The 25,106-nt window shown below is 33.2% G+C and carries 25 protein-coding genes; 16 read left to right on the plus strand and 9 right to left on the minus strand.

The features are described 5' to 3' along the window. Positions 1-6: 6 nt before the first annotated feature. Together Q7C23_RS07370 and Q7C23_RS07375 are read left to right on the plus strand one after the other, a co-directional pair. A complete protein-coding gene (locus Q7C23_RS07370; RefSeq protein ID WP_375031901.1) occupies positions 7-594 on the plus strand; it encodes a hypothetical protein in 588 nt (195 codons plus the stop codon). Positions 595-1,051: 457 nt separating this feature from the next. Further along, complete coding sequence (locus Q7C23_RS07375; RefSeq protein WP_375031902.1) at positions 1,052-1,558, plus strand: GNAT family N-acetyltransferase; 507 nt, start codon at positions 1,052-1,054, stop codon at positions 1,556-1,558. A 136-nt stretch (positions 1,559-1,694) separates the two neighbouring features. Here the strand turns inward: Q7C23_RS07375 and Q7C23_RS07380 are convergent, their stop codons facing one another. Beyond that, positions 1,695-2,591 carry a hypothetical protein gene (locus tag Q7C23_RS07380; RefSeq protein WP_375031903.1) on the minus strand — a complete coding sequence of 299 codons (897 nt, stop codon included), beginning with the start codon at positions 2,589-2,591 and terminating at the stop codon, positions 1,695-1,697. Positions 2,592-2,955: 364 nt separating this feature from the next. Between Q7C23_RS07380 and Q7C23_RS07385 the strand changes: the two genes are divergently transcribed. Together Q7C23_RS07385 and Q7C23_RS07390 are read left to right on the plus strand one after the other, a co-directional pair. Continuing rightward, positions 2,956-3,504 carry a HutD family protein gene (locus Q7C23_RS07385; protein WP_375031904.1) on the plus strand — a complete coding sequence of 183 codons (549 nt, stop codon included), beginning with the start codon at positions 2,956-2,958 and terminating at the stop codon, positions 3,502-3,504. A gap of 81 nt (positions 3,505-3,585) precedes the next feature. Then, on the plus strand, positions 3,586-4,011 hold the full coding sequence (locus tag Q7C23_RS07390) for a hypothetical protein (RefSeq protein ID WP_375031905.1): 426 nt from the start codon (positions 3,586-3,588) through the stop codon (positions 4,009-4,011). 91 nt (positions 4,012-4,102) lie between these two features. Here Q7C23_RS07390 and Q7C23_RS07395 read toward each other — a convergent pair whose 3' ends face one another. From Q7C23_RS07395 to Q7C23_RS07405, 3 genes are all read right to left on the minus strand, one after another. Then, complete coding sequence (locus Q7C23_RS07395) at positions 4,103-4,486, minus strand: DUF3037 domain-containing protein (RefSeq protein WP_375031906.1); 384 nt, start codon at positions 4,484-4,486, stop codon at positions 4,103-4,105. After that, a complete protein-coding gene (locus Q7C23_RS07400) occupies positions 4,476-5,258 on the minus strand; it encodes a HipA family kinase (protein ID WP_375031907.1) in 783 nt (260 codons plus the stop codon). The genes Q7C23_RS07395 and Q7C23_RS07400 overlap by 11 nt, the downstream gene beginning before the upstream one ends. An 80-nt stretch (positions 5,259-5,338) precedes the next feature. Further along, positions 5,339-6,187 (minus strand): NAD(P)H-hydrate dehydratase, encoded by an 849-nt coding sequence (locus tag Q7C23_RS07405; RefSeq protein WP_375031908.1) that lies wholly within the window; start codon positions 6,185-6,187, stop codon positions 5,339-5,341. 350 nt (positions 6,188-6,537) lie between these two features. Here Q7C23_RS07405 and gcvT point away from each other — a divergent pair, with 350 nt between their 5' ends. The 3 genes from gcvT to Q7C23_RS07420 all read left to right on the plus strand — a co-directional run bounded on the left by gcvT (position 6,538) and on the right by Q7C23_RS07420 (position 10,814). Next, the gene (gcvT, locus tag Q7C23_RS07410; protein WP_375031909.1) at positions 6,538-7,620 is read left to right on the plus strand and encodes a glycine cleavage system aminomethyltransferase GcvT; all 1,083 of its coding nucleotides are present in this window, start codon (positions 6,538-6,540) and stop codon (positions 7,618-7,620) included. A 178-nt stretch (positions 7,621-7,798) separates the two neighbouring features. Continuing rightward, entirely contained in the window at positions 7,799-9,829 is a 2,031-nt protein-coding gene (locus Q7C23_RS07415; protein WP_375031910.1) for a S41 family peptidase, read from the plus strand. Positions 9,830-10,100: 271 nt separating this feature from the next. Next, positions 10,101-10,814, plus strand: coding sequence for a YebC/PmpR family DNA-binding transcriptional regulator (locus Q7C23_RS07420; RefSeq protein ID WP_007811539.1), 714 nt, complete (start codon positions 10,101-10,103; stop codon positions 10,812-10,814). 84 nt (positions 10,815-10,898) lie between these two features. On the opposite strand, the gene Q7C23_RS07425 is transcribed toward Q7C23_RS07420, so the two are convergent. Next, the gene (locus Q7C23_RS07425) at positions 10,899-11,807 is read right to left on the minus strand and encodes a LamG-like jellyroll fold domain-containing protein (RefSeq protein ID WP_375031911.1); all 909 of its coding nucleotides are present in this window, start codon (positions 11,805-11,807) and stop codon (positions 10,899-10,901) included. A gap of 460 nt (positions 11,808-12,267) precedes the next feature. Here Q7C23_RS07425 and Q7C23_RS07430 point away from each other — a divergent pair, with 460 nt between their 5' ends. Further along, positions 12,268-12,459: a hypothetical protein gene (locus Q7C23_RS07430; protein ID WP_072971243.1), complete on the plus strand. Its 192-nt coding sequence runs from the start codon at positions 12,268-12,270 to the stop codon at positions 12,457-12,459. 112 nt (positions 12,460-12,571) lie between these two features. On the opposite strand, the gene Q7C23_RS07435 is transcribed toward Q7C23_RS07430, so the two are convergent. The 3 genes from Q7C23_RS07435 to Q7C23_RS07445 all read right to left on the minus strand — a co-directional run bounded on the left by Q7C23_RS07435 (position 12,572) and on the right by Q7C23_RS07445 (position 17,089). Further along, a complete protein-coding gene (locus tag Q7C23_RS07435; RefSeq protein WP_375031912.1) occupies positions 12,572-13,486 on the minus strand; it encodes a LamG domain-containing protein in 915 nt (304 codons plus the stop codon). Positions 13,487-13,842: 356 nt separating this feature from the next. Further along, entirely contained in the window at positions 13,843-14,883 is a 1,041-nt protein-coding gene (locus tag Q7C23_RS07440) for a PLP-dependent cysteine synthase family protein (RefSeq protein ID WP_026982168.1), read from the minus strand. Between the two features lie 70 nt (positions 14,884-14,953). Beyond that, complete coding sequence (locus Q7C23_RS07445; RefSeq protein ID WP_375031913.1) at positions 14,954-17,089, minus strand: S9 family peptidase; 2,136 nt, start codon at positions 17,087-17,089, stop codon at positions 14,954-14,956. Between the two features lie 67 nt (positions 17,090-17,156). Here Q7C23_RS07445 and Q7C23_RS07450 point away from each other — a divergent pair, with 67 nt between their 5' ends. Continuing rightward, the gene (locus Q7C23_RS07450) at positions 17,157-17,477 is read left to right on the plus strand and encodes a YbaB/EbfC family nucleoid-associated protein (protein ID WP_375031914.1); all 321 of its coding nucleotides are present in this window, start codon (positions 17,157-17,159) and stop codon (positions 17,475-17,477) included. Positions 17,478-17,541: 64 nt separating this feature from the next. Here the strand turns inward: Q7C23_RS07450 and Q7C23_RS07455 are convergent, their stop codons facing one another. Further along, positions 17,542-18,561 carry a threonine aldolase family protein gene (locus Q7C23_RS07455; RefSeq protein WP_375031915.1) on the minus strand — a complete coding sequence of 340 codons (1,020 nt, stop codon included), beginning with the start codon at positions 18,559-18,561 and terminating at the stop codon, positions 17,542-17,544. A gap of 151 nt (positions 18,562-18,712) precedes the next feature. Here Q7C23_RS07455 and prfB point away from each other — a divergent pair. From prfB to Q7C23_RS07490, 7 genes are all read left to right on the plus strand, one after another. Then, positions 18,713-19,811, plus strand: a protein-coding gene (gene prfB, locus Q7C23_RS07460) for a peptide chain release factor 2 (protein WP_375031916.1) whose coding sequence is annotated in 2 segments (ribosomal slippage) — positions 18,713-18,775 and positions 18,777-19,811 — 1,098 coding nt in all. Because the reading frame shifts where the segments join, the coding sequence is not laid out codon by codon here. Between the two features lie 69 nt (positions 19,812-19,880). Beyond that, complete coding sequence (gene msrB / locus Q7C23_RS07465; RefSeq protein WP_375031917.1) at positions 19,881-20,327, plus strand: peptide-methionine (R)-S-oxide reductase MsrB; 447 nt, start codon at positions 19,881-19,883, stop codon at positions 20,325-20,327. 343 nt (positions 20,328-20,670) lie between these two features. Continuing rightward, the gene (gene lpxD / locus Q7C23_RS07470; protein ID WP_375031918.1) at positions 20,671-21,669 is read left to right on the plus strand and encodes a UDP-3-O-(3-hydroxymyristoyl)glucosamine N-acyltransferase; all 999 of its coding nucleotides are present in this window, start codon (positions 20,671-20,673) and stop codon (positions 21,667-21,669) included. A gap of 168 nt (positions 21,670-21,837) precedes the next feature. After that, positions 21,838-23,466: an acyl-CoA carboxylase subunit beta gene (locus tag Q7C23_RS07475; protein ID WP_375031919.1), complete on the plus strand. Its 1,629-nt coding sequence runs from the start codon at positions 21,838-21,840 to the stop codon at positions 23,464-23,466. 124 nt (positions 23,467-23,590) lie between these two features. Continuing rightward, complete coding sequence (locus Q7C23_RS07480) at positions 23,591-24,013, plus strand: DoxX family protein (protein ID WP_375031920.1); 423 nt, start codon at positions 23,591-23,593, stop codon at positions 24,011-24,013. 122 nt (positions 24,014-24,135) lie between these two features. Continuing rightward, positions 24,136-24,483 carry a hypothetical protein gene (locus Q7C23_RS07485; RefSeq protein WP_375031921.1) on the plus strand — a complete coding sequence of 116 codons (348 nt, stop codon included), beginning with the start codon at positions 24,136-24,138 and terminating at the stop codon, positions 24,481-24,483. Between the two features lie 108 nt (positions 24,484-24,591). Beyond that, positions 24,592-25,062: a hypothetical protein gene (locus tag Q7C23_RS07490; RefSeq protein ID WP_375031922.1), complete on the plus strand. Its 471-nt coding sequence runs from the start codon at positions 24,592-24,594 to the stop codon at positions 25,060-25,062. Positions 25,063-25,106: the final 44 nt, after the last annotated feature.

Genomic DNA, 25,106 nt, shown 5'->3' on the forward strand with positions numbered 1-25,106 from the left:
AAAACTATGCTTAAAAAAATCGCTTTTCTTTCATTAATTCTCCTAATATCTTGTCGAGAAAATGAAACTATTCACGTGAGTAAAGAAGAACCAAAAGCTTTTGAGGAAAAAACTATTGAAATAGGAAGATTTAGAAAAGGAGGCGATTTAGTCGATGACTTGTATCAGGAACTTGTAGAAAAATCTCCTGAGTTGAAAGCTTTGGAAAACGAGTTAAGTGAATTGAATCCAAGAGATACAACGGCTATTTTTTATAATTATGATCAAAAATCTGATGATTATTATAATTCTGTAGAAAGTCATATTAATGGTATAAGGGATAGCGTAATGAAACAGAAAATGATAAATTTAATTACGAAAAGTAGCGATAAATACGGCTCTCAAAAAGCTGATCTGGAAAATTTGGTAAATACTATCAATAAAAAACGTAGTGAGATAACAAATTATCATACTGCTTTAAAAATTATTTTAACGATTCCGCTTATTGAGCAATATCAAAAGCAACATCTGCCAAACAAATCTCCATTTGAAAAAGTAATTGAAAAAGAAAATCAATTGCTTGAAAAGACAAAAAGCATTACACCAAAATATTAATTGGAACAGGCACGATCGAGAAGTTTGTACTGATGGTTATTAAAACAATTAGAAACTTAAAATTATGGAGAAACTATTTCTAATACTATTGATCGTTCAAATGCTAGGTTATGGCTTAGTTGATCATTTTAAAATCAAATTTGGTCGTTTCATAATTCTGTCCATATTCCTTTCTCTTTTTTTAATTGTTTTTCCCTTTTATTTCCGAGTTGATGAAAATATAGATTCCTTTTTCTGTTTTTATAATGCATTTGCTTATTTTGAAATTTATTGGAATATTGGAATTTCTTTAGTTCTAGTAACTCATTTTACTTACTGCTTTTTACTTAATCGAAAAGCCAAAAAAAATAATTAAAGATTTGGAGAAAGCCATTCCTTAAATAATATAATTTTGTTCCTCCAGCTAAAGTCGGAGGCAATTTAAAAATTTAAAAAATCTTACAGCATAAATATTACCATGATTACAAAAGCAACCTTACAAGATATTCCCGCATTAAATACTTTAATCAATTCAGCTTACAGAGGCGAAACTTCTAAAAAAGGCTGGACTACGGAAGCCAATTTATTAGAAGGAAAAAGAACGAACGAAGAAGAATTAACAGAAACGATTCTAAATCCGAAGAATACCATTTTGAAATATACGGAGAACGATAAAATTATTGGTTCGGTTTTATTGGTCGAAAAAGAGCACCAATTGTATTTGGGAATGCTAACCGTATCTCCTGAATTACAAAACAGCGGAATCGGCAAAAAGATGTTGGCTGAAGCCGAAAATCATGCTAAAGCTTTGGGGTTGTCAAGTATTATTATGACGGTTATTTCAGTTCGTGAAGAGCTTATTGCGTGGTACAAACGTCACGGTTATGTAGATACAGGCGAAAGAGAAGCTTTTCCGGAGAGTGGCATTCATGTTACGATTTCTGATGTGCCTTTGGAATTTATTTATTTGGAGAAAAGGCTTTAAGTTTTTTGCCACGAAGGCACTAAGGCACAAAGTTTTTTTAATCTAGCAAAGGCGCTAAGTCGCAAAGTTTTTTATTACTTTGTGACTTGGCTTCTTTACTACTTTATATTTTAAATTTCCCGAAATAAGCTGAAATTTATTTATACTCGAAAATAACTTTTTCGTCGATAAAATTTGTTGCTGAATTTTGTGGATTACTTGTCACGCAACTCCCAGATATTATAATTTCGCTTATTCTTCCTGATTTATCTAAATTTCTTTTGAAGTTAACAGTTTTATAAGATTTTTGAAATGGAGTTTCAGTAAAGATATTTTCCATTGAAATTACATTGTTTTTATTTCTTTTTCCAAGTTTATCGTGAGCTAAAATTTCATATCCATCAACCTTAAACAATGGTGTTTCATAAGCCATATCTCCCAAAAAGATATTCGGTTCAGAATCGTATTTATAATTACTGACTACAACTTCTCCATACTCAAGAGTTTTAACTTGCGTAATATTACCATCAGTAACTATAAAATCAATTTGTTTATCAAGACGATATTTTCCGTCACCATCAATAGACATTTTGTGATATTTAACAATTTTAGCTATATATTCATTTTCATAACTATACACACTTGAATCTCTTTCGATACTATAAACTTCTCCAGTTGTTCTTCTGAAAACAGTATTACTAATAACCAATGAAATATTTTTATTCTTTAATATAATAGATGTTTTATTTTCAATGTCAGCATTAGACACATCATCTCCTAAATTTTTGGTTTCAATCAAGTCATCATTGACATACGTTATAGCATAATAACTTCCTATTAAGTTAATACGCCTTTTATCGTCATATTTGAATTCTTGCTTGTCAGACATATACGCCATATTAGCACTAGTGGGAAACGTAATAGAAACCAAATTTTGTGTTGCCGGATCAATTGTTTCCGGTTGATCTGGTTTTGGAGAATCCTCTGATGAGCACGCAGATAAACTAAGTAAAGTTATAGTTAATGATAACAATGAAAAAAAATTAAATTTCATATTTGGTAGGTTTTTAAAAGTGAAATGTTTTAACTAAATGGGCTATTATAATTTAAGGCAAACTTAAAAAATTATTAAAGAATAAATAAGCATTTTCTGAAAAACCAATAGAAATTATAAAGCAAATGACTAAACGATTAGTGAAAGATTTTAAAAAAAAAAGTTAGCGTGAAATAGGGAGACAAAATCTCAAGGTTTTCTTTACTTATATATCTTCCCGACCTGGCGTCTGTTGAAATTTTTAAATTATATCCTGAACGTACTGCTGTCTGCCTCTACAAAAAACCATTGCCTCTTTGTAACTTTGCAACATTAAACCTTTTTTAAAGTCACGAACGTAAACTAATCACATGAAAAAATAAAAATGAACATACGCCTTTTGTCTAAAAAAAATAGTAAAGTCTCCGTTTGGAGTGGCGGATTGACATATGAATATATGATACATCCTGAAACAGCAAGCTATGCAGATAGGGCTTTTATATTCAGAATAAGCAGTGCTACGATAGAGCAAGAGCCTTCCGAATTTACCAAATTTAAGGGCTATCACCGCTATTTGGTTATGCTTGATAACTGTTTAGATATTGAGGTAAACGAAGAAAGAAAAGTATATGAGAAATATGAAATCATGGAATTTAATTCGGATGACGAAGTGACTTCTTATACAAAAGGCATTGATTTTAACTGGATGGTTTCTGATAAAATACGTCATCATAAACTAAAAATAACGACTAATATTCAGAATTGTAATGCTGAAATACTAATTTTATTTTCTTTAGATACAACAGTTATTATAATTAATGACAAGCCATACCATCTAAAACCTTATGATCTTTTAGTTATTGAAAATCCAAAAAAGGAAAATATTATGCTTAATTTGTCTCATGAATGCCTCTTTGGAATATTGGACTTTTAATTAGATTTTGATACGAAGACACTAAGGCACGGAGTTTTTTTGTTTGAACTAATACTTTATTAAAATTAATATCTACTCTAAATGGAATTACGATTTACAAAATATGCTTTTATAAATGCTTTATGGACTTTGATTCCTGTGTTTCCGATTTTTAGCCTTTTTCCTGCTGTATTTTTAGCAATGGGTATTGAAAAACTAGTCAATAATTGCGAAATGAGTTATATAATTGTTTTATGTCTTTCAATTATTTTGATTTTATTAATTGGTATTCTATTTATTCGAAAAACAGATTCCCTTTTATTGAACGACGAAAAAACTATTAAAGAAAAATTCATGTTACTTAATTTTATTCTTTACTTTTTAATACATACTGCTGTTTTTATCCTTTTGGCGGGAGTAAATATTGCCTGTCATGGAGACGGACAAACTCCATTGCTATGTATTATCTCTGGTCCAATCTCAAGCCTGCTTTTAATTGTTTTCGGTTTTTCGATTGATCTGAAATAAATTAAATTCATATTATATGTTAGACGCACTGCTGTGCGTCTCTACAGAAAAACCTTTGTCGCTCTGCCCATTTGAACCTTTGTACCTCTTTTTAAAGAACCAACTCTTCAAACAATCTCTGAATCGTTTTCTCCAAATTCTCACACAAACCAGAATGTGGTCTTGAGGTTTGAATGGCTGAACTACGAATTGCGGTCAACCAGCGAAAACGCTCCGGAATTTCCATTTGTCCAATTGGTCCGCCGTCTTTTTCTCCAGCTGCAATTTTATTTAGAGCTGTAATGTTGCAATGCAATTGCTCGATATCAAAATCATTGGAAAGGGCTTCTATTTTGGCATCATCAATATGAGATAATACTTTTATAAATTTGGCTTTTTTGCAAAACAAAATGATTCCGATATTAAGGAATTCTTCGCGCTCCACTCTGGGTACCACACGAATTACGGCATACTCATATAAGTGATTATCTTGCATTTTGAGCTTGATTTACAAAGATTTCGGAATTATTTAATCGGGTTTGCAAGAATTGTAAATATACATTTCGCAAGGCTTCTGGAGTTTCGCCTGTGTCTTCCCAAACCAGCCATTCTTCTGGAATTGTATTGACAATTTCTTCTAATATTTCGTTAGTTAGGAGCGCTTTGAATTCAGCATCAACTTCTTTTAAAAGTGAAGCCTGAGGCAGTAAAACATGATCTTTTATTAACGCAAACGGACTTTTGGCATGTTGTTCCCAATTGTTCCAGGAATGGTGAAAATACAAACAGGCACCGTGATCGATAAGCCATAGTTCTTTATGCCAGATCAGCATATTGGTATTTCTAAATGTTCTGTCTACATTAGTTATATAAGCGTCAAGCCAGACAATTTGAGAAGCTAATTTATCATCTACAGTCGTTACAACGGAGTCAAAAGTGATCGAGCCTGACAAAAAATGAAGTGCTAAATTCAATCCCTGACTTCCCTGCAGTAAATCCTGAATTTCTTCGTCACCCTCAGATCTTCCAAAAGCTTCGTCGAGATTGGCGAAAACTAGTTCCGGAAGTTGTAGTTTTAAGGCTTTTGCTATTTGTCCGCCAACTAATTCGGCTATCAAAGCTTTTACACCGTGACCGGCTCCTTTGAATTTTAGGACGTATTTAAAATCGTCATCGGCTTCTGCCAAAGCGGGTAAAGAACCGCCTTCGCGCAGTGGTGTGATGTAACGGGTAACATTTACCGTTCTGAGATCGAAGTTGTTTTTCATAAATACAAACTTACGAATTTAGATTTCTGATTGTAGAGTTTAGATTTAGAAAAAAGACTCCTCATGGTGATGAAAATTATCTAATTATCTAATTCCAAAAAAGCTTTCCCAAGATTCTCAATAATATCCGATGCTATAAAAGACTGATAACCCGTTTCTGGTAAAGCAATATCTGCGGTTAAACCATGTATGAAAACTCCTAATTTTGCAGCATGATTGGGTTCGTAGCCTTGCGCCAGAAAACTTGTGATGATTCCGGTTAGGGTATCGCCACTTCCTGCGGTTGCAAGGGCAGCGTTTCCTGTCGTATTTTCGTGGATTTCTTGTTTGTTGATGATATATGTTGGTGAGCCTTTCATTACGATAATCAGTTTGTATTTCTCTGAAAAGGCCATTGTTTTTTGAAACTTCTCAGATTCCGAATTCCACTTACCGATTAAGCGCTCCAGCTCTTTTGGATGTGGTGTCAGGATGGTGTTTTCCGGAACTAATTCTAACCAGGATTGATTATCTGCTAAAATATTCAATGCATCAGCATCGAGAACCAGAGGTGTGTTATTGCTTCTTAAAAATTCAAATAATGCTTTTTGAGTTGCCAGCTCCTGCCCGATTCCCGGACCAATTCCGATTGCTTGTGGAATTAATGGGAGGTGAATATTGGTGATCGAATTTGTATTTTCATCGGTGACAACCATAACTTCCGGAATCGAGATTTGCACAATTTGGTAACCGCATTTGGGTGTAAACGTGGTTACGAGGCCACAACCTGATTTTAGGCAGGCTTTTGAAGCTAAAACGGCAGCTCCAATTTTGCCGTAACTTCCGGCAATAATCACGGCGTGGCCTTGCAGTCCTTTATGTGTATGAGGATTTACAGGTTTATAGCATTTTAGAATTTCTTCTTTTGTTATTAAAAATGGCGTTTTCATTTAGCTTATTTTGTTGGCTTATTTTTTTAAACACATAGAATCATGGTTTTTCTTTACGCAAAAAGGCATTTCATTGACCTCAAAACACATTAGCTGAATGTAAAAAATAATGAATTAAATATGTCAATCTTATCTAAAGTTACATAAAATTTGAAGAAAAAGTTCTTTCTTAATAGCTGAGTCCCTAGCTCTGATAGAAGCGGTATCCTTTCTGTTTTTTCTTTAAAAACAAAAAGATATAGCGGATAGCAGGAAATAGCTACTAAATATTGCGAAATTTATAATTTAGACTATTAATTTCCGATATTTTTTAAATAAATTTGCGACTCACTTTTATAAAACAACACACAATGAAAAATACTGCGCTTACGCACATACATGAGAGTTTGGGAGCGAAAATGCTACCTTTTGCCGGTTATAACATGCCTATTACCTATGAAGGCGTAAATGCTGAACACGAAACAGTTCGTAACAGTGTGGGCGTTTTTGACGTTTCGCATATGGGAGAATTTTTACTTACCGGACCAAATGCTTTGGCTTTGATTCAGAAAGTAACTTCGAATGATGCTTCGACTTTGACTATCGGAAGAGCGCAATATTCTTGTTTACCAAACAATGACGGCGGAATCGTTGATGATTTGATTGTATATAAAATGAAAGAGGAAGAGTATTTACTTGTGGTAAATGCTTCGAATATTGAAAAAGACTGGAACTGGATTTCTTCGCACAATGATTTGGGTGTTGAGATGAAAAACCTTTCTGACGATTATTCTTTATTGGCTATTCAGGGGCCAAAAGCGGTTGAGGCTATGCAGCCTTTATCGTCTATTGATTTAGCTGCAATTGCTTATTATCATTTTGAAGTAGCTGATTTTGCTGGTTTTAATGATGTAATTATCTCTGCAACTGGTTATACTGGTTCTGGCGGATTTGAAATTTATTGCAAAAATGCTGATGCTGAAGCGATTTGGAAAAAAGTTTTTGAAGCTGGAGCAGCTTATGGAATTAAACCAATTGGATTGGCAGCTCGTGATACTTTACGTTTAGAGATGGGATTCTGTTTGTACGGAAATGACATTAATGACACTACTTCTCCGCTTGAAGCCGGATTAGGATGGATTACAAAATTCAATAAAGATTTTACTAATTCTGAAAGTTTGAAAAAACAAAAAGAAGAAGGTGTTACTAAAAAATTAGTTGCTTTTGAAATGCAGGAACGCGCTGTACCAAGACATGATTACGAAATTGTTGATGCTTCTGGTGCTGTAATTGGTATTGTAACTTCTGGAACAATGTCTCCTTCTATGAATAAAGGGATTGGTTTAGGATATGTTACAGTAAGCAATAGCGCTGTTGATAGCGACATTTTTATCAGAATCAGAAAAAATGACGTTCCAGCAAAAGTGGTAAAATTACCTTTTTACAAGAAATAATTTTTAAGACATATTATTACGAAAATGCATTACTCAAAAAGTAATGCATTTTTTTTATGTCAAATTTCTGTGCATTTCACCGAAAACAAATCGATTAAATATAAGATATTTTAGAAAAAATATAACTTTTAATCAAAAAAATAAGCGTAATTTTAAGCTAAACGAAGACTTTCGATTTATGAAAAAAATACTATTATTTTTTTTGATGACTACAAATGCACTATTTAGTCAAAATAGCGCGACAACCTGCGAAATCTTATACAAGATAAATCGACTCATTCAGAAGGAGCATATTAAGCCAAAACCAGTAGATGACAGTTTATCCATTTTTGTGTTTGATAATCTTATTAATGAACTGGATCCCTCAAGAAATATTTTTTTTAAGAATGAATACGATGAGTTAGCTAAAAAATATCGTGTTAGTTTAGATGATATGATCATGGAAGGGGATTGTAATTTTGCAGATGATATTTCTAACAAATATAAAGATGGGCTGCTTAGAACAAAAGCCGTACTAGAAAAAATTCAGGCTGAAACTATTGATTATACAAAAAAAGACACTATTCGGTTTTATAAAAAATCGTTTCCTTTTTATCTTAAGAAAGAAGATTTAGAGAAAGTGTGGCTTAAGAAGTTACGTTATCAGATTTTAGATGATATTGCTGAAACCAGTGATAATCTAGATTCTATTAAAGCGAACTTCAAATCGATTGAGCTTGCTTCAAGAGCCACTATTTTAACCAATGAAATTTGTCGTTTTAACACACTCTTAGAGACCAATACAAAACTGGAAGAGAGGATATACAACTTCTTTTGCACTTATTTTGATCCGCATACGGCTTATTTTAGTGATGATTCAAAATCTAGTTTTGTTGCTTCTTTGTCAAAAGAACATTTATCACTTGGAATGACCGTTAATCTGAACGAGAAAAACGAAATTATTATTGATGAAATAGATCCAAACGGTCCGGCATTTAAAACGGGCCAAATAAAAAAAGGCGATCAGATTGTTTCTATCACTAACCATAAAGATACATTACAGGTTTCCTGTGCGTCCCTGGAATCTATTTCTACAATGATTTTATCAGAATCTAATAAGAGTATTACGCTTACACTAAAAAGAAATTCAGGCAAAAGTTTTGACGTTTATATCGAAAAACAAGTCATGAAAGATGAGGAAAATTCGGTTTTCAGTTTTATTGTAGGCAAAGAAAGTAAAATTGGCTATATCAAGATTCCGAGTTTTTATGCTGACTTAGATGGCAACAGTCGAAAAGGTTGCGCTGATGATGTTGCCAGGGAAGTGATAAAACTTGATCGTGACAATATAAAAGGTCTTGTAATTGATTTAATTGATAATGGCGGCGGATCTATGGAAGAAGCCATCAAACTAGCCGGAATGTTTGTTGATTATGGTCCGCTTTCGATTGTAATAGACAACAAACAAGGCACCTCTGTCATTAATGATCCTTACAGAGGTATGATTTACAAAGGCCCGATTGTAGTGTTGGTGAATAGCAATACAGCCTCTGCAAGCGAATTTTTTTCCTCTATATTGCAAGATTACAATCGCGCTTTAATACTGGGCAGCACTACACTTGGCAAAGCTACAATGCAAACTATTCTTTCGCTTGACGAAGAAAAAAATACCGATTTTTTGAAAATTACCATTAATAAATTTTACAGAGTAACTGGAAAAAGTCATCAATATATTGGAGTTAAGCCGGATGTTATAGTGCCTGAATTTTATGAAGGTGTTTACCAAAAGGAAAGCGATTTTCCGACTGCTATTAAAAATGATAGTATCCAGCCGTTTTTAAAATACAAACCTTTTGTAAAACGTCCTTTAATTGATAAACTTGCCCAAAATAGCACAACACGTTTGGCGGATAACTATTTTTTTAACGACGTAAAAAAAATCAATTTAAAAATTGATCAATTGGTAAACACTCCAAAATCAGAAATTCCGATGACAATCGATGCTGTTTTTAATCAGAAAAAATTAGTGAATTCACTTTGGAAAGAGATTAACACCTTTAATGACGAAAACAATCCTTTAGACGTTTATAATTCAACTGTAAATCAATTTTTACTAGGTGTTTATCCCACAGAAAAAACAATAAACCAATACCAGATCGATAATCTAAAAACAAATCCCTATCTAAATGAAGCGGTGAATATTATTACGGAGTTTAATGCTTCGAAATAGGTTTCAGGTTGTCTCACTTTGAACATAGATTTTAACCGCAAAGTTCGCAAAGTTTTTTTTTCGTTGCGTTTGCAGATGTTTATTAAGTTCGCAAAGCTGTTCATAGCGTCCTTTGCGTAAAAGCCTTGCGAACCTTGCGGTTAAATTCGGCATGAATGTCTTTAAAATCACAGTTAAAATTTCATAAGAACATAATTTAAAAAAGAATACGATTGATTTTGGAAAAATAAGGAATAACCGTATTTTTGCATCACAAAACTAAAAATTAGAAATGGGAAGAGCGTTCGAATTTAGAAAAGGAAGAAAAATGAAACGTTGGTCAGCAATGGCCAAAACATTTACCAGAATTGGTAAAGACATCGTTATGGCTGTTAAAGAAGGCGGACCTAACCCTGATGCCAATTCTAGATTAAGAGCCGTTATACAAAATGCGAAAGCAGCCAACATGCCTAAGGACAATGTGGAGCGCGCGATAAAAAATGCAAGTAATAAAGATACTGCCAACTATAAAGAAATTTTGTTTGAAGGATACGCTCCTCACGGAATTGCGATTTTGATTGAAACAGCATCTGACAACAATAACAGAACTGTAGCCAATATTCGTAGTTATTTTAACAAATGCAACGGAACTATGGGAACTCAGGGTTCTGTTGAATTTATGTTCGACCATACTTGTAACTTCAGAATTGCAAAAGGCAATCTTGATCCGGAAGAATTAGAATTAGAACTTATTGATTTTGGTGCTGAAGAAGTTTTCGAAGACGAAGACGGAATCTTAATCTATGCTCCTTTTGGAAGCTTTGGTGCTTTACAGAAAGAATTAGAAAACAGAGGACTTGAAATTTTATCTTCTGGTTTTGAGCGTATTCCTCAAATCACTAAAGAATTGACAGAAGCTCAAATTGCTGATGTTGAGAAATTAATCGAAAAAATTGAAGAAGATGATGACGTAATGAACGTTTATCATACGATGAAAGAGGAATAGTATTTTTCTTTTTATAGCAACAAAAAGCCCTGGAATTACTATTTCAGGGCTTTTTGTTATAACTAATTTATAAAATTATCTAATTTACTTCTTTGCAGCATTATTTGTTACCTTAATCAAATAAGTTCCTTCCGGTAAATCATCAATATTAGACGCATTGGCACCTGTTATTTTTCTTCCTTGCGAGAAAACCTCAACAGTTTTAGGAATATGTGTATCATTTGTTGGTGCAGAAGCGGGACTTTTTACTGCTACTGGAGCCTTTGCAATTGGTGTCGTAGTAGCTTTTTTTACTACACCTAAAGTTTGCGCTGTTTCAGCTACTACAGAAACTGATGGTTTTGAACTATTGTAAGATTCCATAACCTGCTCGCCTGTCATCGCAACATTATATATTTTAAGATCATCTATATCCGCATTGATACTAACTGCAGCATTTAATTGTCCCAATTTAAATATATAACCTTTAGTTAAGCGTTGAATTCCGTCTACTGACTTTAACAACTCACCATTGCGGTATATTTTGGAGCTGGTACCATCATAAGTAATGCTATATTGGCACCAAACTTCTTTTTGAAGCGGAACTGAAACTACAATATTACTTGTATCTCCCCAACCCACCATACTTACATCCGAATTACCAGCAGATGCAGCTTGTTGCAATAACCCAAAATACTGCGTATTTACTGAACTGCCATACCCAAAAATATAATTGACTGAAGCAATATTATTAAACTTTACCCAAACAGATATTGATCTTGGTTTATTATCTTGCGGAAGATCCCCTACTACACCTTGTAAAGCCTTATTAGTAAGTCGCTGTGCTCCTTTACCAACTCCCATTCTGTCATTTACAAAGTTAGGTATTCCTAAAAGCGAAATCGTATTATCTTTACTACTTAATGTCCCGTTGAAGTTGAACTCCTGAACCGGATTTTGGGCATTAGTATTAAAAAAGCTTACAAACAGTAAAGTGAGTAATAGTTTCTTCATATTTATGGTTTTTAGTCATTTAGTAAAGTGTATCTAAACGACACACTTTTAAATAATAATATAGCTTGTAAAAATTTAATCCAAGCCCTTTTAAATAATCAAAATTGATACTTAAAAGCCGCTCATTACATTTACTTATACTTTTATAAATTTTGTTAAAACTATAAATTTAATTCAATTTTACAAACTTATATCGCGTATAAATACGGTATTCTCACTAAAATAAAGAAAATAATATTTTTCAGAATAACAAAACCCAATATTTGTAAAAACATTTTTACAAAACAATCTCTTTGTTTAAAACTAGTTTACCATTTCCAAAAAAAACAATACACTTCCGAACAATTTTAAGTTTGAAATTATACATTGTTTATAATGATTTTAAACTAAAACACAGAATTATGAAAGTTCATATTAACTATTATATTTGTGGCTCCTCAAAATAATAATAAAAGAAAATATGAAAACATCAAAATACACAAAAGTTGCCGTAATCATTATGGTTATTCTGTTTGTAGTTATTAGCGTAATAAGCTGTAGTGTTCATACACACAGCCATAGCTCAGGCAAAGTTCCACCGGGACAAGCTAAAAAAATGTCTGGAAGTAAAAGCGCAAAAGCTTACGCACCTGGACAACAGAAAAAACACTAATAAAAACAAAAAAGCCTTTTAAAATCCAACTTTAAAAGGCTTCTTCCACTATTCAAAAAATTTAATTCTACTAACACAAAAAAACTAACGAACTATATTTATAAACCAAATTTTATTTTGAAGTTATCTTGTTTGCAGGCTTACTTGTAATTTTTAATAAATAAGTCCCTTCCGGCAAATCGTTAATACTCATTGCACTGTCGCCAACTATTTTTTGTCCCTGAGAGTACACCTCAACATTTTTCGTCACACCATTTACATCACTGGTTGCTATAATTGCATTTGATGGTACTGCCTTCGAAGCAACTTTTGTTTTTTCTACTGTTTTTCCAGCTTTTGAAGCTACTATCGGTTCTTTTGCAACAATCAATGGCTTTGAGCTATTATACTGATCTAAAATCTGCTCATCTGTCATTGCAACATTATATATCTTTAAATCGTCAATATCAGCATTTATACCAACTGTTGTGTTAATCTCACCCAATCTGAAGATATCTCCTTTTGTCGATCGGGATATTCCACTCACCGATTTTAACAATTGTCCGTCGCGATATATTTTAGAAACTGTTCCATCAAAAGTGATGCTGTAATGATACCAGGAATTTTTCACTAAAGGAGTTGAAACAATAACATCATTTGAAGCTCCCCAACCAGCTAAACTTAGATCAGAATTAGTAGAAGCTGTACCTTGCTGCAACAAACCACAATATTGGGCATTGTAAGCAGTTCCATAACCCCAAATATAATTTGCCGATGCAATATCATTAAGTTTTACCCAAATTGTAACTGTACGTGCCTTATTATCTTGAGGAAGATCGGCTATAATAGCCTCCATACCTTTATTAACTAAACGCTGAGCACTATTTGCAACTCCATTTCTATCGGCAACAAAGTTGTTTGTTCCCATAAAGGAAGTTGTATTTTTAGTATTAACCAAAGTTCCATTAAAATCGAACTCCTGTATTGGATTTTGAGCATTTATACTCAAAAAACTTACAAACATTAATGTTAGCAGTATTTTTTTCATTGTAGTAGATTTAGAATGTAAAATAACATTGTGTCATTTTAACACCTCTAATCTATATTTTTAAGTTTTTAGTCGGAAATTTTCCCGACAAAAAACCTAAATAATCGTTTAAATAACCAAAATTGATTATTTTACACAGTTAATTACATTTACTTATACTTTTAGAGATAGTATTAAAAAAATAAATTTAACTCATTCAAAACTAAAATTTCTTACGTATAAATACGGTATTAATAAGTTTTTAAGAAACATTCACTAATACAAAAAAACTTTTTTTTCCAAAGTACACTTCTTAAAACAAAAAAACTCCGAATAATTAAATATTCGGAGTTTTATATTGTTAAGACTTTTTCTTCTTATTTTACAAATTCAATTTTTTGAACTTCTTCCTCATTAATACTATCAAAGAATCCTTGTTCATTCATCCAGTCATCACTAAAGACTTTACTCATATAACGAGAACCGTGATCAGGAAAAATAGCAATAATATTACTGTCTTTTGTAAACTCGCCCTCCTCGGCATATTGCTTTATGGCTTGCATTACAGCTCCAGAAGTATATCCAACAAATAAACCTTCTTTACGAGTGATCTCTCTTGCCGAGTGCGCACTTTCTTCGTCGGTTACTTTCATGAATTTATCAATAATATCAAAATCTGTAGCAGATGGAATTAAGTTTTTACCTAATCCTTCAATACGGTAAGGGTAAATTTCTTTGTTATCAAATTCTCTTGTTTCGTGGTATTTCTTCAATACCGATCCAAACGCATCTACACCTAAGATTCTAATATTTGGATTTTGCTCTTTTAAGAATTTAGCCGTTCCTGAGATTGTTCCTCCAGTTCCGCTACAAGCAACAAGGTGTGTTATTTGTCCCTTTGTCTGTTCCCAAATTTCAGGACCTGTAGTGTTATAATGTGCATCAATATTCAACTGATTAAAGTATTGATTGATGTAAACTGAACCTTTAGTTTCTTCGTGTAAACGTTTGGCAACATTATAGTAAGATCTTTCATCATCAGCTGAAACGTGAGCAGGGCAAACATAAACTTTTGCTCCTAAACTTCTCAACATGTCAATTTTGTCTTTTGATGATTTTGAACTTACTGCCAAAATACAGTTGTAACCTTTAATAATGCTGACCATTGCCAAACTAAAACCAGTATTACCGGATGTAGTTTCGATGATCGTATCTCCAGGAGAAAGGATTCCTTTTTTCTCGGCTTCTTCAATAATATATAACGCTATTCTATCTTTTGAGGAATGACCCGGATTAAAAGCTTCTACCTTTGCGTAGAAATTTCCTTCTAACTCTTCGGTGATTTTATTTAGTTTAATAAGTGGGGTGTTACCTATTAACTCTAAAACATTATTATAAGCATTTATTTCTTCTTTCATAAAAAAATAGTTAATCGAAGGCATTTTAAAATAACCCCGATAGGTTGCAAATTTAACAAAAAATTTCTAATTAGCTTTTAATTTTTTCTAAATCTAATAAAAAACTAAATTCTTTTGCTAAGTCTTTTAAAGCTTCAAATCTTCCTGAAGCGCCACCATGTCCAGCATCCATATTGGTGTCTAAAAACAAAAGATTATCATTTGTTTTCATAGTTCTCAACTTGGCGACCCATTTTGCAGGCTCCCAATACTGCACTTGTGAATCGTGCAATCCTGTGGAAACATACATATTAGGATATTTTTGTGCTTTTACATTATCATATGGTGAATAGGATAACATATAATCATAATATTTCTTATTGTTTGGGTTTCCCCATTCATCATACTCTCCGGTTGTCAGCGGAATACTATCGTCAAGCATTGTTGTAATAACATCTACAAAAGGAACCTGAGCTATAACTCCATTATACAATTGCGGGGCTTCATTTACTATAACACCCATCAAAAGTCCTCCTGCAGATCCTCCTTCTGCATACAAATGTTCAGCAGAAGTAAATTTTTCGTTAATTACAAATTTAGAGCAATCGATGAAATCTGTAAAGGTATTTTTCTTTTTTAACAGTTTTCCGTCTTCATACCATTGCCTTCCTAAGTCTTCTCCTCCTCTAATATGAGCAATAGCATAAACAAAACCACGGTCTAACAATGAAAGTCTTGTCGAAGAAAAATAAGTATCCATCGTAATTCCATAGGAACCATAAGAATAGAGCAATAACGGATTTTTACCATTTTTTTCTAATCCTTTTTTATAAATCATCGAAATTGGTACCTTAACACCGTCGCTGGCCGTTGCCCAAACTCTTTCTTCGATGTAGTTTTCTTTATCAAATTTACCACCTAAAACCTGTTGTTCCTTTAATATTTCTTTGGTTTGGGTTTTCATATTGAAATCAATTACAGACGATGGCGTTGCAAGTGATTGATAACTATAACGTAAAACATCGGTATCAAAATCAATATTCGTTGTGGTGTAAGCATTGTAAGTTTCACTTCCAAAAGGCAAATAGTAATCCGGTTCATCACTCCAAGGCATGATTCGAATATGATTTAATCCGTTTGAACGTTCTTCTACAACTAAGTAATTTTTAAAGATTTCAATATCTTCCAATAAAACATCTTCACGGTGCGGAATAAGATCTACCCAATATTTTTTTGCTGTTTTATTTTCAGGTGTTTTCATCAACTTAAAGTTGGTAGCCTTATCTTTATTCGTTAAAATATAAAACGAATCTTCATAGTGCGAAATACTATATTCAAGACCACGAACACGAGGCTGAAATACCTCAAATTCTCCATCCGGATTATCTGAATTTAAAATCCTGTATTCAGTTGTTAAAGTACTTCCTGAACCAATTACTATATATTTTCTGGATTTTTCTTTACTGATTGAAACATTAAAAGTGTCATCAGTTTCATCAAAAACCAAAACATCAGTTGCAGAATCGCTATTAATTTTATGCCTAAACACCTTATCAGACCTTAAAGTAACTTCATCCTGTTTGACATAAAAAATAGTTTTATTGTCATTTGCCCAAACAGATCCACCGGTTGCATTTTCAATTTTATCGGTTAAGATTTCGTTTGTCTCTAAGTTTTTAACCTGAATAGTATAAATTCTTCTACCAACAAGATCAAGTCCAAAACTTGCAAATTTGTTATCCGGACTAATACTTAAACCTCCCAATTTAAAGTAAGCATGCCCTTTTGCCATTTCATTGCAATTGAACATAATTTCTTCTTCTGCAGAAAGACTTCCTTTTTTTCTTGAAAAAATTGGATAATCCTGTCCCGTTTCAAATCGGGTAATATAATAGTAACCATTATAAAAATAAGGAACAGATGAATCATCTTCTTTAATTCTGCCCTTCATCTCCTCATACAAAGATTCTTGTAACTCCTTTGTATGTGAAGTCATATTTTGATAATAGGCATTCTCCTGATTTAGATAATCAATAACCTCTGAATTTTCTCTGTCATTGAGCCAAAAATAATTATCAATTCTGGTTTCTTTATGTTTTTTTAATTTTTTTGGAATTACTTTGGCCTGTGGAGCCTTTATATCGTTTTGCATTGATTGAGCATTAATTTTTATATAAGACAGGGCAAAAATACTATAAACACAATAGAACAGAATTAATTTTTTCATAAAATATTGTATTGATATAATACAGCAATATACTAATTTTGTCTGAAATAATTTAAAAATCAACAAAATGGATTTAATGGGAATGATGGGTAAACTTAAAGAAACCCAACAAAAAATTGAAGATACAAAAAAGCGTTTGGATACTGTTTTAATTGATGAACAAAGCGCTGACGGATTATTGAAAGTGACATTAACTGCTAACAGAAAAATTACATCAATCTCTATTGATGACTCTTTATTAGAAGACAAAGAACAACTAGAAGACTACTTAATCGTAACTTTAAATAAAGCTATTGAAAAAGCAACAAACGTAAACGAAAGAGAATTGGATGCCGTTGCAAAAATGGATATGCCAATGATTCCTGGGATGGATAACCTGTTTAAGTAGAAAGTTAAATTGTTTCAGGTTTCTGGTTATTTCGTAACGCAAAACCTGAAACCTGAAACAATAATTAAAACTTTTGAAGTGTTTCAATCACATAAGTATGCATTACTTCTTTATAATCTAAATGCGTTACAATTCGGAGTTTGTTATGTCCAAGTGCACTGATTAAAATATTTTTCTGCTTTAATTTCTCTATTAAAAGCTGATCGCTGTACCCTTCAGCTAAAGAAAAAATCAAAATATTAGTTTCTACAGGCTCAATTGCTGCAATCCAGGACTTCGTACTTAAAACTGCTGCAATCTCTTTGGCTCTGCGATGGTCTTCAGCCAATCTTTCAATATTATGTGCTAAAGCATATAATCCTGCTGCTGCTAAATAACCAACCTGGCGCATCCCACCCCCTAGTATCTTTCTGATTCTCAACGCTCTGTGAATATCAACTTTACTTCCTAATAATATAGACCCTATTGGAGCACCTAATCCTTTTGACAAACAAACTGAAATAGTATCGAAAATAGCTCCAAATTCTTTTGGATTTTGCCTTTTAGCAACTAACGCATTCCAAATTCTGGCACCATCTAAATGGAATTTCAAATTATTAGCATCACAAACTTTTTTTATTTCTCTTAAATCTTCTAATTCGTAACAAGCTCCACCTCCCTTATTGGTTGTATTTTCTACACAAACCAAACTCGTTAAGGGACTATGATAAAACTCAGGGTCATTAATCGCTGCAGCTACCTGCGTTGCATTTATCATTCCTCTGTCTCCATCTAACAAACAACAAGAAACGCCGCTGTTAAAGGAAACTCCTCCTCCTTCATAATGATACACATGTGCATATTTATCAGCAATCAACTGTTCGCCGGGTTGTGTATGTAATTTAATTGCGGTTTGGTTCGCCATAGTTCCAGAAGGAAAAAATAGTCCCGCTTCCATACCAAAAAATTCAGCTACTCTGGCCTCTAATTCGATAACTGTTGGATCTTGTTTGTATACATCATCACCAACCTGGGCATTGAACATATACTGCAACATTTCGTGGGTAGGCTTTGTTATGGTATCGCTAATTAAATTTATTTCCATATTCTAAAAACTATATCTTATTTTTGTGCAACAAAATTACGTATTACTGTTTGTTAATCTCGGCAAGTTTTAGTAAATTTTAACTAGCAAATTACCATACAACCAAATTAACGTAATATTTATAAAAAACATATAAAACTACTATTAATTTATGACAACTACCGAACAAATAAAAGGTATTGTGGAGCGCCTTGGTGCGTTGAGGAGGTATCTTTGACGTTGATGCCAAACTAATCGAAATTGCCAACGAAGAAGAAAAAACGTTTGCTCCCGACTTTTGGAACAATGCAAAAGAAGCCGAAGTCATTGTAAAAAACCTTCGAAACAAGAAAAAATGGATCGAAGATTACAACAAAGCCATCGAACTTACTGACGAGCTTCAGCTTGCTTATGATTTTTATAAAGAAGGAGAACTTTCTGCAGAAGAATTAGACGAGCATTATAAAACAACACAGGATCATATTGAAAACATCGAGTTCAAAAACATGCTTTCTGACGAAGGTGATAGTTTAAGCGCTGTTGTTCAAATTACTGCCGGAGCCGGTGGAACTGAAAGCTGTGACTGGGCCGGAATGTTAATGCGTATGTATATGATGTGGGGCGAAAGTTATGGCTATAAAATAAAAGAACTGAACTTTCAGGAAGGTGAGGTTGCCGGTATTAAAACGGTAACTTTAGAGTTCGAAGGAGATTATTCTTTTGGTTACTTAAAAGGAGAAAACGGGGTACATCGTTTGGTTCGAATTTCACCTTTTGACAGTAATGCAAAACGCCATACTTCGTTTGTATCGGTTTATGTTTATCCACTTGTTGATGACAGTATCGAAATTGACATCAACCCTGCTGATATCGAAATTACAACTTCCCGCTCTAGTGGTGCTGGAGGACAAAACGTAAATAAGGTAGAAACGAAAGTACAATTGGTACACAAACCATCCGGAATTCAGATTCAGTGTTCTGAAACACGATCTCAGCAAGACAACAGGCAGCGTGCCATGCAAATGTTACGTTCTCAATTGTATGAAATCGAATTGAAGAAACAGCAAGCACAACGCGCTGATATTGAAGCCGGAAAAATGAAAATTGAATGGGGTTCGCAAATACGTAATTATGTTATGCAACCTTATAAATTAGTTAAAGATGTTCGTACCGGTTATGAAACCAGTGATGTAGATGGCGTAATGAACGGTAATATTGACCCATTCTTAAAAGCATTTTTAATGATGATGGGACAAAAGGAAGAGGAATAATTAAAGTATTCAGTCGCAGTTTTTAGTAACAGTGACTGAAACTTGAAACCTGAAACTAAAAGATAAGTTATGATAAAGTGGGCAGATGTAATTCATTTTACAAATAAAGGAAATCCGACTCCTGAAAAAAGAGTGGAAAAAACAGAGGACGAATGGAAACAGATCTTAACTCCTGAAGAATATCAGGTAACACGCTTAAAAGGTACTGAAAGATCTTTTAGCTCTGAACTTTGCAGTTTGTTTGATCCCGGAATTTATGAATGTAAATGCTGTGGCACTTTACTTTTTGATGCTTCTGAAAAATTTGAATCAGGAACGGGATGGCCATCTTTTACACAACCCATAAAAGAAAATGCTGTTGCCTATTATGCCGACAAATCATACGGAATGATTCGTGTTGAAGTTGTTTGTAATGTGTGCGATGCGCATTTAGGACATATTTTTCCAGACGGGCCAGAACCAAGCGGATTACGATATTGTATTAATGCCGTTTCATTATCTAAAATTACAAAATAATAATTTCAAGAAAAGCGATTCCTTTAAAAGAATCGCTTTCTTATTTCCGATAAGAAAATAATTAACAAAAAAAGTGTAATCCACTACTTATCAATACAATAATTGAAATTTATTCTAATAAAAATACTTTTTTTCAAACCATTCTTATTGAAAAAGTCAATTATACAGCATCCTCAGCAAATTAGAATACTTTCAACAAATTAATACCTAAAGTGTTAATTTTGTAATATTTAAACTATTATTTTAAACATATTTCAATAAACACAAAAAAAATATTAGGTAATTAGAATCTAATTGATTTTATTTGGCAAAAATTAACCCCTAAATCAATTAAATTCATTAAATGAAATCCTATTCAATTCAAGAAATTAACGAAGTGATCAATGGCGTAATTTACGGCACGACTTCTCAAAGTATAACTGCAACAGAGCAATTAGAAAAAGCAACAACTTCAGAAATTTCGTTTATAGGAAACAAAAAATATGAAAAATACTGGTCTGCTTCAAATGCCTCTATTGCGGTTGTTAACGAAGATATTTCAATCGAGCCAGGAGAAAACCGTGCTTTTATTAAAGTAAAAAATGCCGATTTGGCAATGTCTCAAATTTTAGCTCTCTTTGCTCCTCCTACTCCTGTTTTTCATACCAATATTCACAAAACCGCAACCGTTGATGAAACAGCAATTATTGGCGAAGGAGCCAGAATTGGTGCTGGATGCTATATTGGCCCAAAAGTTGAAATTGGTGCAAATGCAACTATCTATCCAAATGTGACAATTTTAGATGAATGTACTATCGGAAAAAATACGATTATCTGGTCAGGAACAGTTGTTCGTGAGCGTTGTCATATAGGAAGCGACTGTATTATCCATCCAAATGCAACTATTGGTGCAGATGGTTTCGGATTTCGTCCTTGTAAAGAAAAAGGCTTGGTTAAAATTCCACAAATCGGAAACGTAATTATTGGAAACGGAGTTGAAATTGGTGCAAACACTTGTGTTGACCGAGGTAAATTCAGTTCTACAATTCTTGGTGATGGATGCAAAATTGACAATTTAGTACAAATTGGCCATAACAGCAATTTAGGTAAATTTTGTATTATGGCTGGAAATAGTGGCCTTGCAGGTTCTGTAACATTAGGGAATGGCGTTATAATTGGTGGAAGTGCTTCTATAAAAGACCATACTACTATTGGTGACGGTGCTATTGTTGGAGCAGGTTCAGGTGTAACTTGCGATATTCCTGCAGGGAAAACAATGTTAGGATATCCTGCTGTGGAAGCTCGTGACGCATTAAAACAATGGGCAATCTTAAAACGAATGGTTTTCGATTCTAAAAAATAAAGCAAACTCAATACTTTACAAAACCAGAAGCTATCTTCTGGTTTTTCTTTTTATAAGCCATTTTGAAGTCATAAAAAACTTAGTTTTAAAGATAGTTTCAATATTCTGGTTATTTTCAATTGATTTTGTAAATTAGCCAACAGTATTTTGTAAAAACATCAATTTCTTATGGATTTAAACTTCAATAAAAACGAAGATCACAATAAACTATTACTTTCTGAATTAAAACAAAAATTTGCCAAAGTAAAATTAGGCGGAGGCGAAAAACGTATTGAAAAACTACATGCTGAAGGCAAAATGACGGCTCGCGAGCGTATTGATTATTTATTAGACGAAAATTCTAAAAGTATAGAAATAGGCGGTTTTGTTGGTGAAGGAATGTATGCCGAACATGGTGGATGCCCTTCTGGTGGAGTTGTGATAAAAATAGGATATGTAAGAGGTAAACAATGTATTGTTGTCGCTAATGATGCTACTGTAAAAGCGGGTGCCTGGTTCCCAATTACAGGAAAGAAAAATCTACGCGCACAGGAAATTGCGATGGAAAACAGATTGCCAATTATCTATTTAGTGGACAGTGCAGGCGTTTATTTGCCGTTGCAAGATGAAATTTTTCCTGATAAAGAACATTTCGGAAGAATCTTTAGAAATAATGCCCAAATGAGCAGTATGGGAATTACGCAAATTGCAGCCGTTATGGGAAGTTGTGTTGCGGGAGGAGCTTATTTACCTATTATGAGTGATGAAGCCTTGATTGTAGATAAAACCGGAAGTATTTTCCTTGCCGGAAGTTATTTGGTCAAAGCGGCTATCGGCGAAACTATAGATAATGAAACTTTAGGAGGAGCTACAACTCATTGCGAAATTTCCGGAGTTACAGATTATAAGGCAAAAGACGATAAAGATGCTCTAGATAAAATAAAAAATATCGTAGATAAAATTGGCGATTTTGATAAAGCCGGGTACAGCCGAATCAAAGCTGAAAAACCTGCTTTAGAGCCAAAAGATATTTACGGAATTCTACCAAAAGCCCGAAACGAACAATACGACATGATGGAAATTATCAATCGTTTGGTCGATAATTCGGAATTTGAAGCTTATAAAGATGGCTACGGTCAAACCATTATTACCGGATACGCCAGAATTGACGGCTGGGCAGTTGGAATTATCGCTAACCAAAGAAAAGTAGTTAAAACCAAAAAAGGCGAAATGCAATTTGGTGGTGTTATCTATTCTGACAGTGCTGATAAAGCAACTCGTTTTATTGCAAACTGCAATCAAAAGAAAATTCCTTTAGTTTTTTTACAAGATGTTACCGGATTTATGGTAGGATCAAAATCTGAGCATGGTGGAATTATAAAAGATGGTGCTAAAATGGTAAATGCAGTTAGTAATTCTGTAGTACCAAAATTTACTGTCATTGTGGGTAATTCTTATGGTGCGGGAAACTATGCAATGTGCGGAAAAGCATATGATCCAAGATTAATTTTTGCATGGCCAAGTGCGGAACTTGCTGTAATGGGTGGAACGCAGGCTGCTAAAGTATTAGCTCAAATAGAAGCATCATCCCTTAAAGCAAAAGGAGAAATCATAGATGAGGCCAAGGAAACTGAGCTATTTAACAAAATAAAAGCGCGTTACGACGAACAAACTTCTCCTTATTATGCCGCTTCAAGATTATGGACAGATGCTATCATCGATCCTTTAGATACGCGTACCTGGATTTCGATGGGTATTGAAGCCGCAAATCACGCACCAATTCAAAAAGCTTTTAATTTAGGTGTCATTCAGGTTTAATGTCGTTTTGCGAATTCTCAAAATAAGTTAAACAAAAAGTAAAAAACTTATTTCCAGCTACTTAAAAATAAATATATCACTAAAAATTACTAACTTAGTATATTATTTTAAATCACGTAGTATCATGGAAAATGTAAAAAGTTTGAATAAATGGGCAAATTCGCACACTTATTTACCAGTAGATTTAGTACGTATTGTTTTGGGTGTTTTTTTATTTATGAAAGGAGTTTCATTTGTAACTAATGCTCAATATTTACATGATTTAATTTCTCCCATTGATCAATATGGAGGCGGAATGTTTCTTTTGCATTATATCGCCCCTGCCCACATGATTGGAGGAATAATGATTGTTTTTGGGCTACTCACCCGCTGGGCAATTGCTGCCCAATTACCTATCCTTTTTGGTGCGGTACTTGTAAATTTTATGGGACGTATGCATTCTGAAAGTTTAATCTTAGCAATAGTTGTACTATTACTTTGTATCTTCTTCTTATTTTATGGAGGTGGAAAACACTCGGCTGATTATTATTTCAAAATGCAGCAATAATATAGATTTTATCCTCAACTTATCTCAATAAATGTTGGGGATAAAATAATAAAGCTGGTTTTAAGAAGTAATTAGCATTTTAAAATTTCTTTAATTGTGTTTTATGAACTAAATTCGCAAACATGAATTGGATTCGTAAAACCGTTATTTTTGTATCACTTTTGATATTTGCCTTTTTTGCATCGCAAGAAAGCAATGTTGCTATGCAAAAAATCGATACTCAAAAAACAGATACCAATTTTTCTAAAGACTACGCCGATTCGCTGGCTTTTATACAGCCTCAGGCAAGTTATCAATTTACTGCAAATATTAAGACAAACCATCCTGCTATCATTAAATGGTTTGATTCTTTACTTGTGGTTATTCCACAACATCAAATTGCAAAAACAGCATCTAACTTTGCCAATCAATTCTCTACTCAGAGTAAAAAAGTCTTATTACTGCTCTACCCTTTCCATTTTTTTTGGTAGATAAATACATGAAAAATTAGTTAGAAGAATTTATTTCTTCATAAACAATTGAACCGTTTTCTTTCTGAAAACTGTTTACTATTCATATTATTTATCAAATTCAAAAACATGGAAACAAGTGTAACCATTATTGGTATTGTGATCGCAATCATAGTAGCCATTCCAATATATTTTTCTGCACGAACGAGCGCGGCAAACAAATCCAAAATTCTAAATATTAAAAAGAAATTCAATCCAACTCACCCGGAAAATTTTGATTTAACAGAGTCACAAAGCAACAAAACGCTGACCATAGATCAAAAGCATAGAAGATTCATTTTAATGAACTTCAATCCAAATCAACAAGAATCGACATTTGTTGATTTAAAATCAGTTTCATCCTGTAAATTAATTTTGACTACCGATGGGAATTCAGATACCATTCTCAAAATTGATTTCGAATTTCAGGAAAGAGAAACTTCTAAAAAAATTACGATTCCATTCTATGATTTTGATGACGATCGTATCAAACAAATTAGCGCATACCAAGATCATATGTTTGCAAAGAAATGGCTTAAAATCATTCAGGATTCTATTTAATGTTAGTTATTTAATTCAGGGAAGAGGCTCAATTTTGAGTCTCT

The sequence above is a fragment of the Flavobacterium sp. LAR06 genome, assembly GCF_041946075.1.
Taxonomy (GTDB): Bacteria; Bacteroidota; Bacteroidia; order Flavobacteriales; family Flavobacteriaceae; genus Flavobacterium.

Excerpts from the sequence above, each read along its gene's own strand:
- Q7C23_RS07370 (WP_375031901.1), top strand. The coding sequence starts at position 7 with ATGCTTAAAAAAATCGCTTTTCTTTCATTAATTCTCCTAATATCTTGT.
- Q7C23_RS07375 (WP_375031902.1), top strand. The coding sequence starts at position 1,052 with ATGATTACAAAAGCAACCTTACAAGATATTCCCGCATTAAATACTTTA.
- Q7C23_RS07380 (WP_375031903.1), bottom strand. The coding sequence starts at position 2,591 with ATGAAATTTAATTTTTTTTCATTGTTATCATTAACTATAACTTTACTT.
- Q7C23_RS07385 (WP_375031904.1), top strand. The coding sequence starts at position 2,956 with ATGAACATACGCCTTTTGTCTAAAAAAAATAGTAAAGTCTCCGTTTGG.
- Q7C23_RS07390 (WP_375031905.1), top strand. The coding sequence starts at position 3,586 with ATGGAATTACGATTTACAAAATATGCTTTTATAAATGCTTTATGGACT.
- Q7C23_RS07395 (WP_375031906.1), bottom strand. The coding sequence starts at position 4,486 with ATGCAAGATAATCACTTATATGAGTATGCCGTAATTCGTGTGGTACCC.
- Q7C23_RS07400 (WP_375031907.1), bottom strand. The coding sequence starts at position 5,258 with ATGAAAAACAACTTCGATCTCAGAACGGTAAATGTTACCCGTTACATC.
- Q7C23_RS07405 (WP_375031908.1), bottom strand. The coding sequence starts at position 6,187 with ATGAAAACGCCATTTTTAATAACAAAAGAAGAAATTCTAAAATGCTAT.
- gcvT (WP_375031909.1), top strand. The coding sequence starts at position 6,538 with ATGAAAAATACTGCGCTTACGCACATACATGAGAGTTTGGGAGCGAAA.
- Q7C23_RS07415 (WP_375031910.1), top strand. The coding sequence starts at position 7,799 with ATGAAAAAAATACTATTATTTTTTTTGATGACTACAAATGCACTATTT.
- Q7C23_RS07420 (WP_007811539.1), top strand. The coding sequence starts at position 10,101 with ATGGGAAGAGCGTTCGAATTTAGAAAAGGAAGAAAAATGAAACGTTGG.
- Q7C23_RS07425 (WP_375031911.1), bottom strand. The coding sequence starts at position 11,807 with ATGAAGAAACTATTACTCACTTTACTGTTTGTAAGCTTTTTTAATACT.
- Q7C23_RS07430 (WP_072971243.1), top strand. The coding sequence starts at position 12,268 with ATGAAAACATCAAAATACACAAAAGTTGCCGTAATCATTATGGTTATT.
- Q7C23_RS07435 (WP_375031912.1), bottom strand. The coding sequence starts at position 13,486 with ATGAAAAAAATACTGCTAACATTAATGTTTGTAAGTTTTTTGAGTATA.
- Q7C23_RS07440 (WP_026982168.1), bottom strand. The coding sequence starts at position 14,883 with ATGAAAGAAGAAATAAATGCTTATAATAATGTTTTAGAGTTAATAGGT.
- Q7C23_RS07445 (WP_375031913.1), bottom strand. The coding sequence starts at position 17,089 with ATGAAAAAATTAATTCTGTTCTATTGTGTTTATAGTATTTTTGCCCTG.
- Q7C23_RS07450 (WP_375031914.1), top strand. The coding sequence starts at position 17,157 with ATGGATTTAATGGGAATGATGGGTAAACTTAAAGAAACCCAACAAAAA.
- Q7C23_RS07455 (WP_375031915.1), bottom strand. The coding sequence starts at position 18,561 with ATGGAAATAAATTTAATTAGCGATACCATAACAAAGCCTACCCACGAA.
- msrB (WP_375031917.1), top strand. The coding sequence starts at position 19,881 with ATGATAAAGTGGGCAGATGTAATTCATTTTACAAATAAAGGAAATCCG.
- lpxD (WP_375031918.1), top strand. The coding sequence starts at position 20,671 with ATGAAATCCTATTCAATTCAAGAAATTAACGAAGTGATCAATGGCGTA.
- Q7C23_RS07475 (WP_375031919.1), top strand. The coding sequence starts at position 21,838 with ATGGATTTAAACTTCAATAAAAACGAAGATCACAATAAACTATTACTT.
- Q7C23_RS07480 (WP_375031920.1), top strand. The coding sequence starts at position 23,591 with ATGGAAAATGTAAAAAGTTTGAATAAATGGGCAAATTCGCACACTTAT.
- Q7C23_RS07485 (WP_375031921.1), top strand. The coding sequence starts at position 24,136 with ATGAATTGGATTCGTAAAACCGTTATTTTTGTATCACTTTTGATATTT.
- Q7C23_RS07490 (WP_375031922.1), top strand. The coding sequence starts at position 24,592 with ATGGAAACAAGTGTAACCATTATTGGTATTGTGATCGCAATCATAGTA.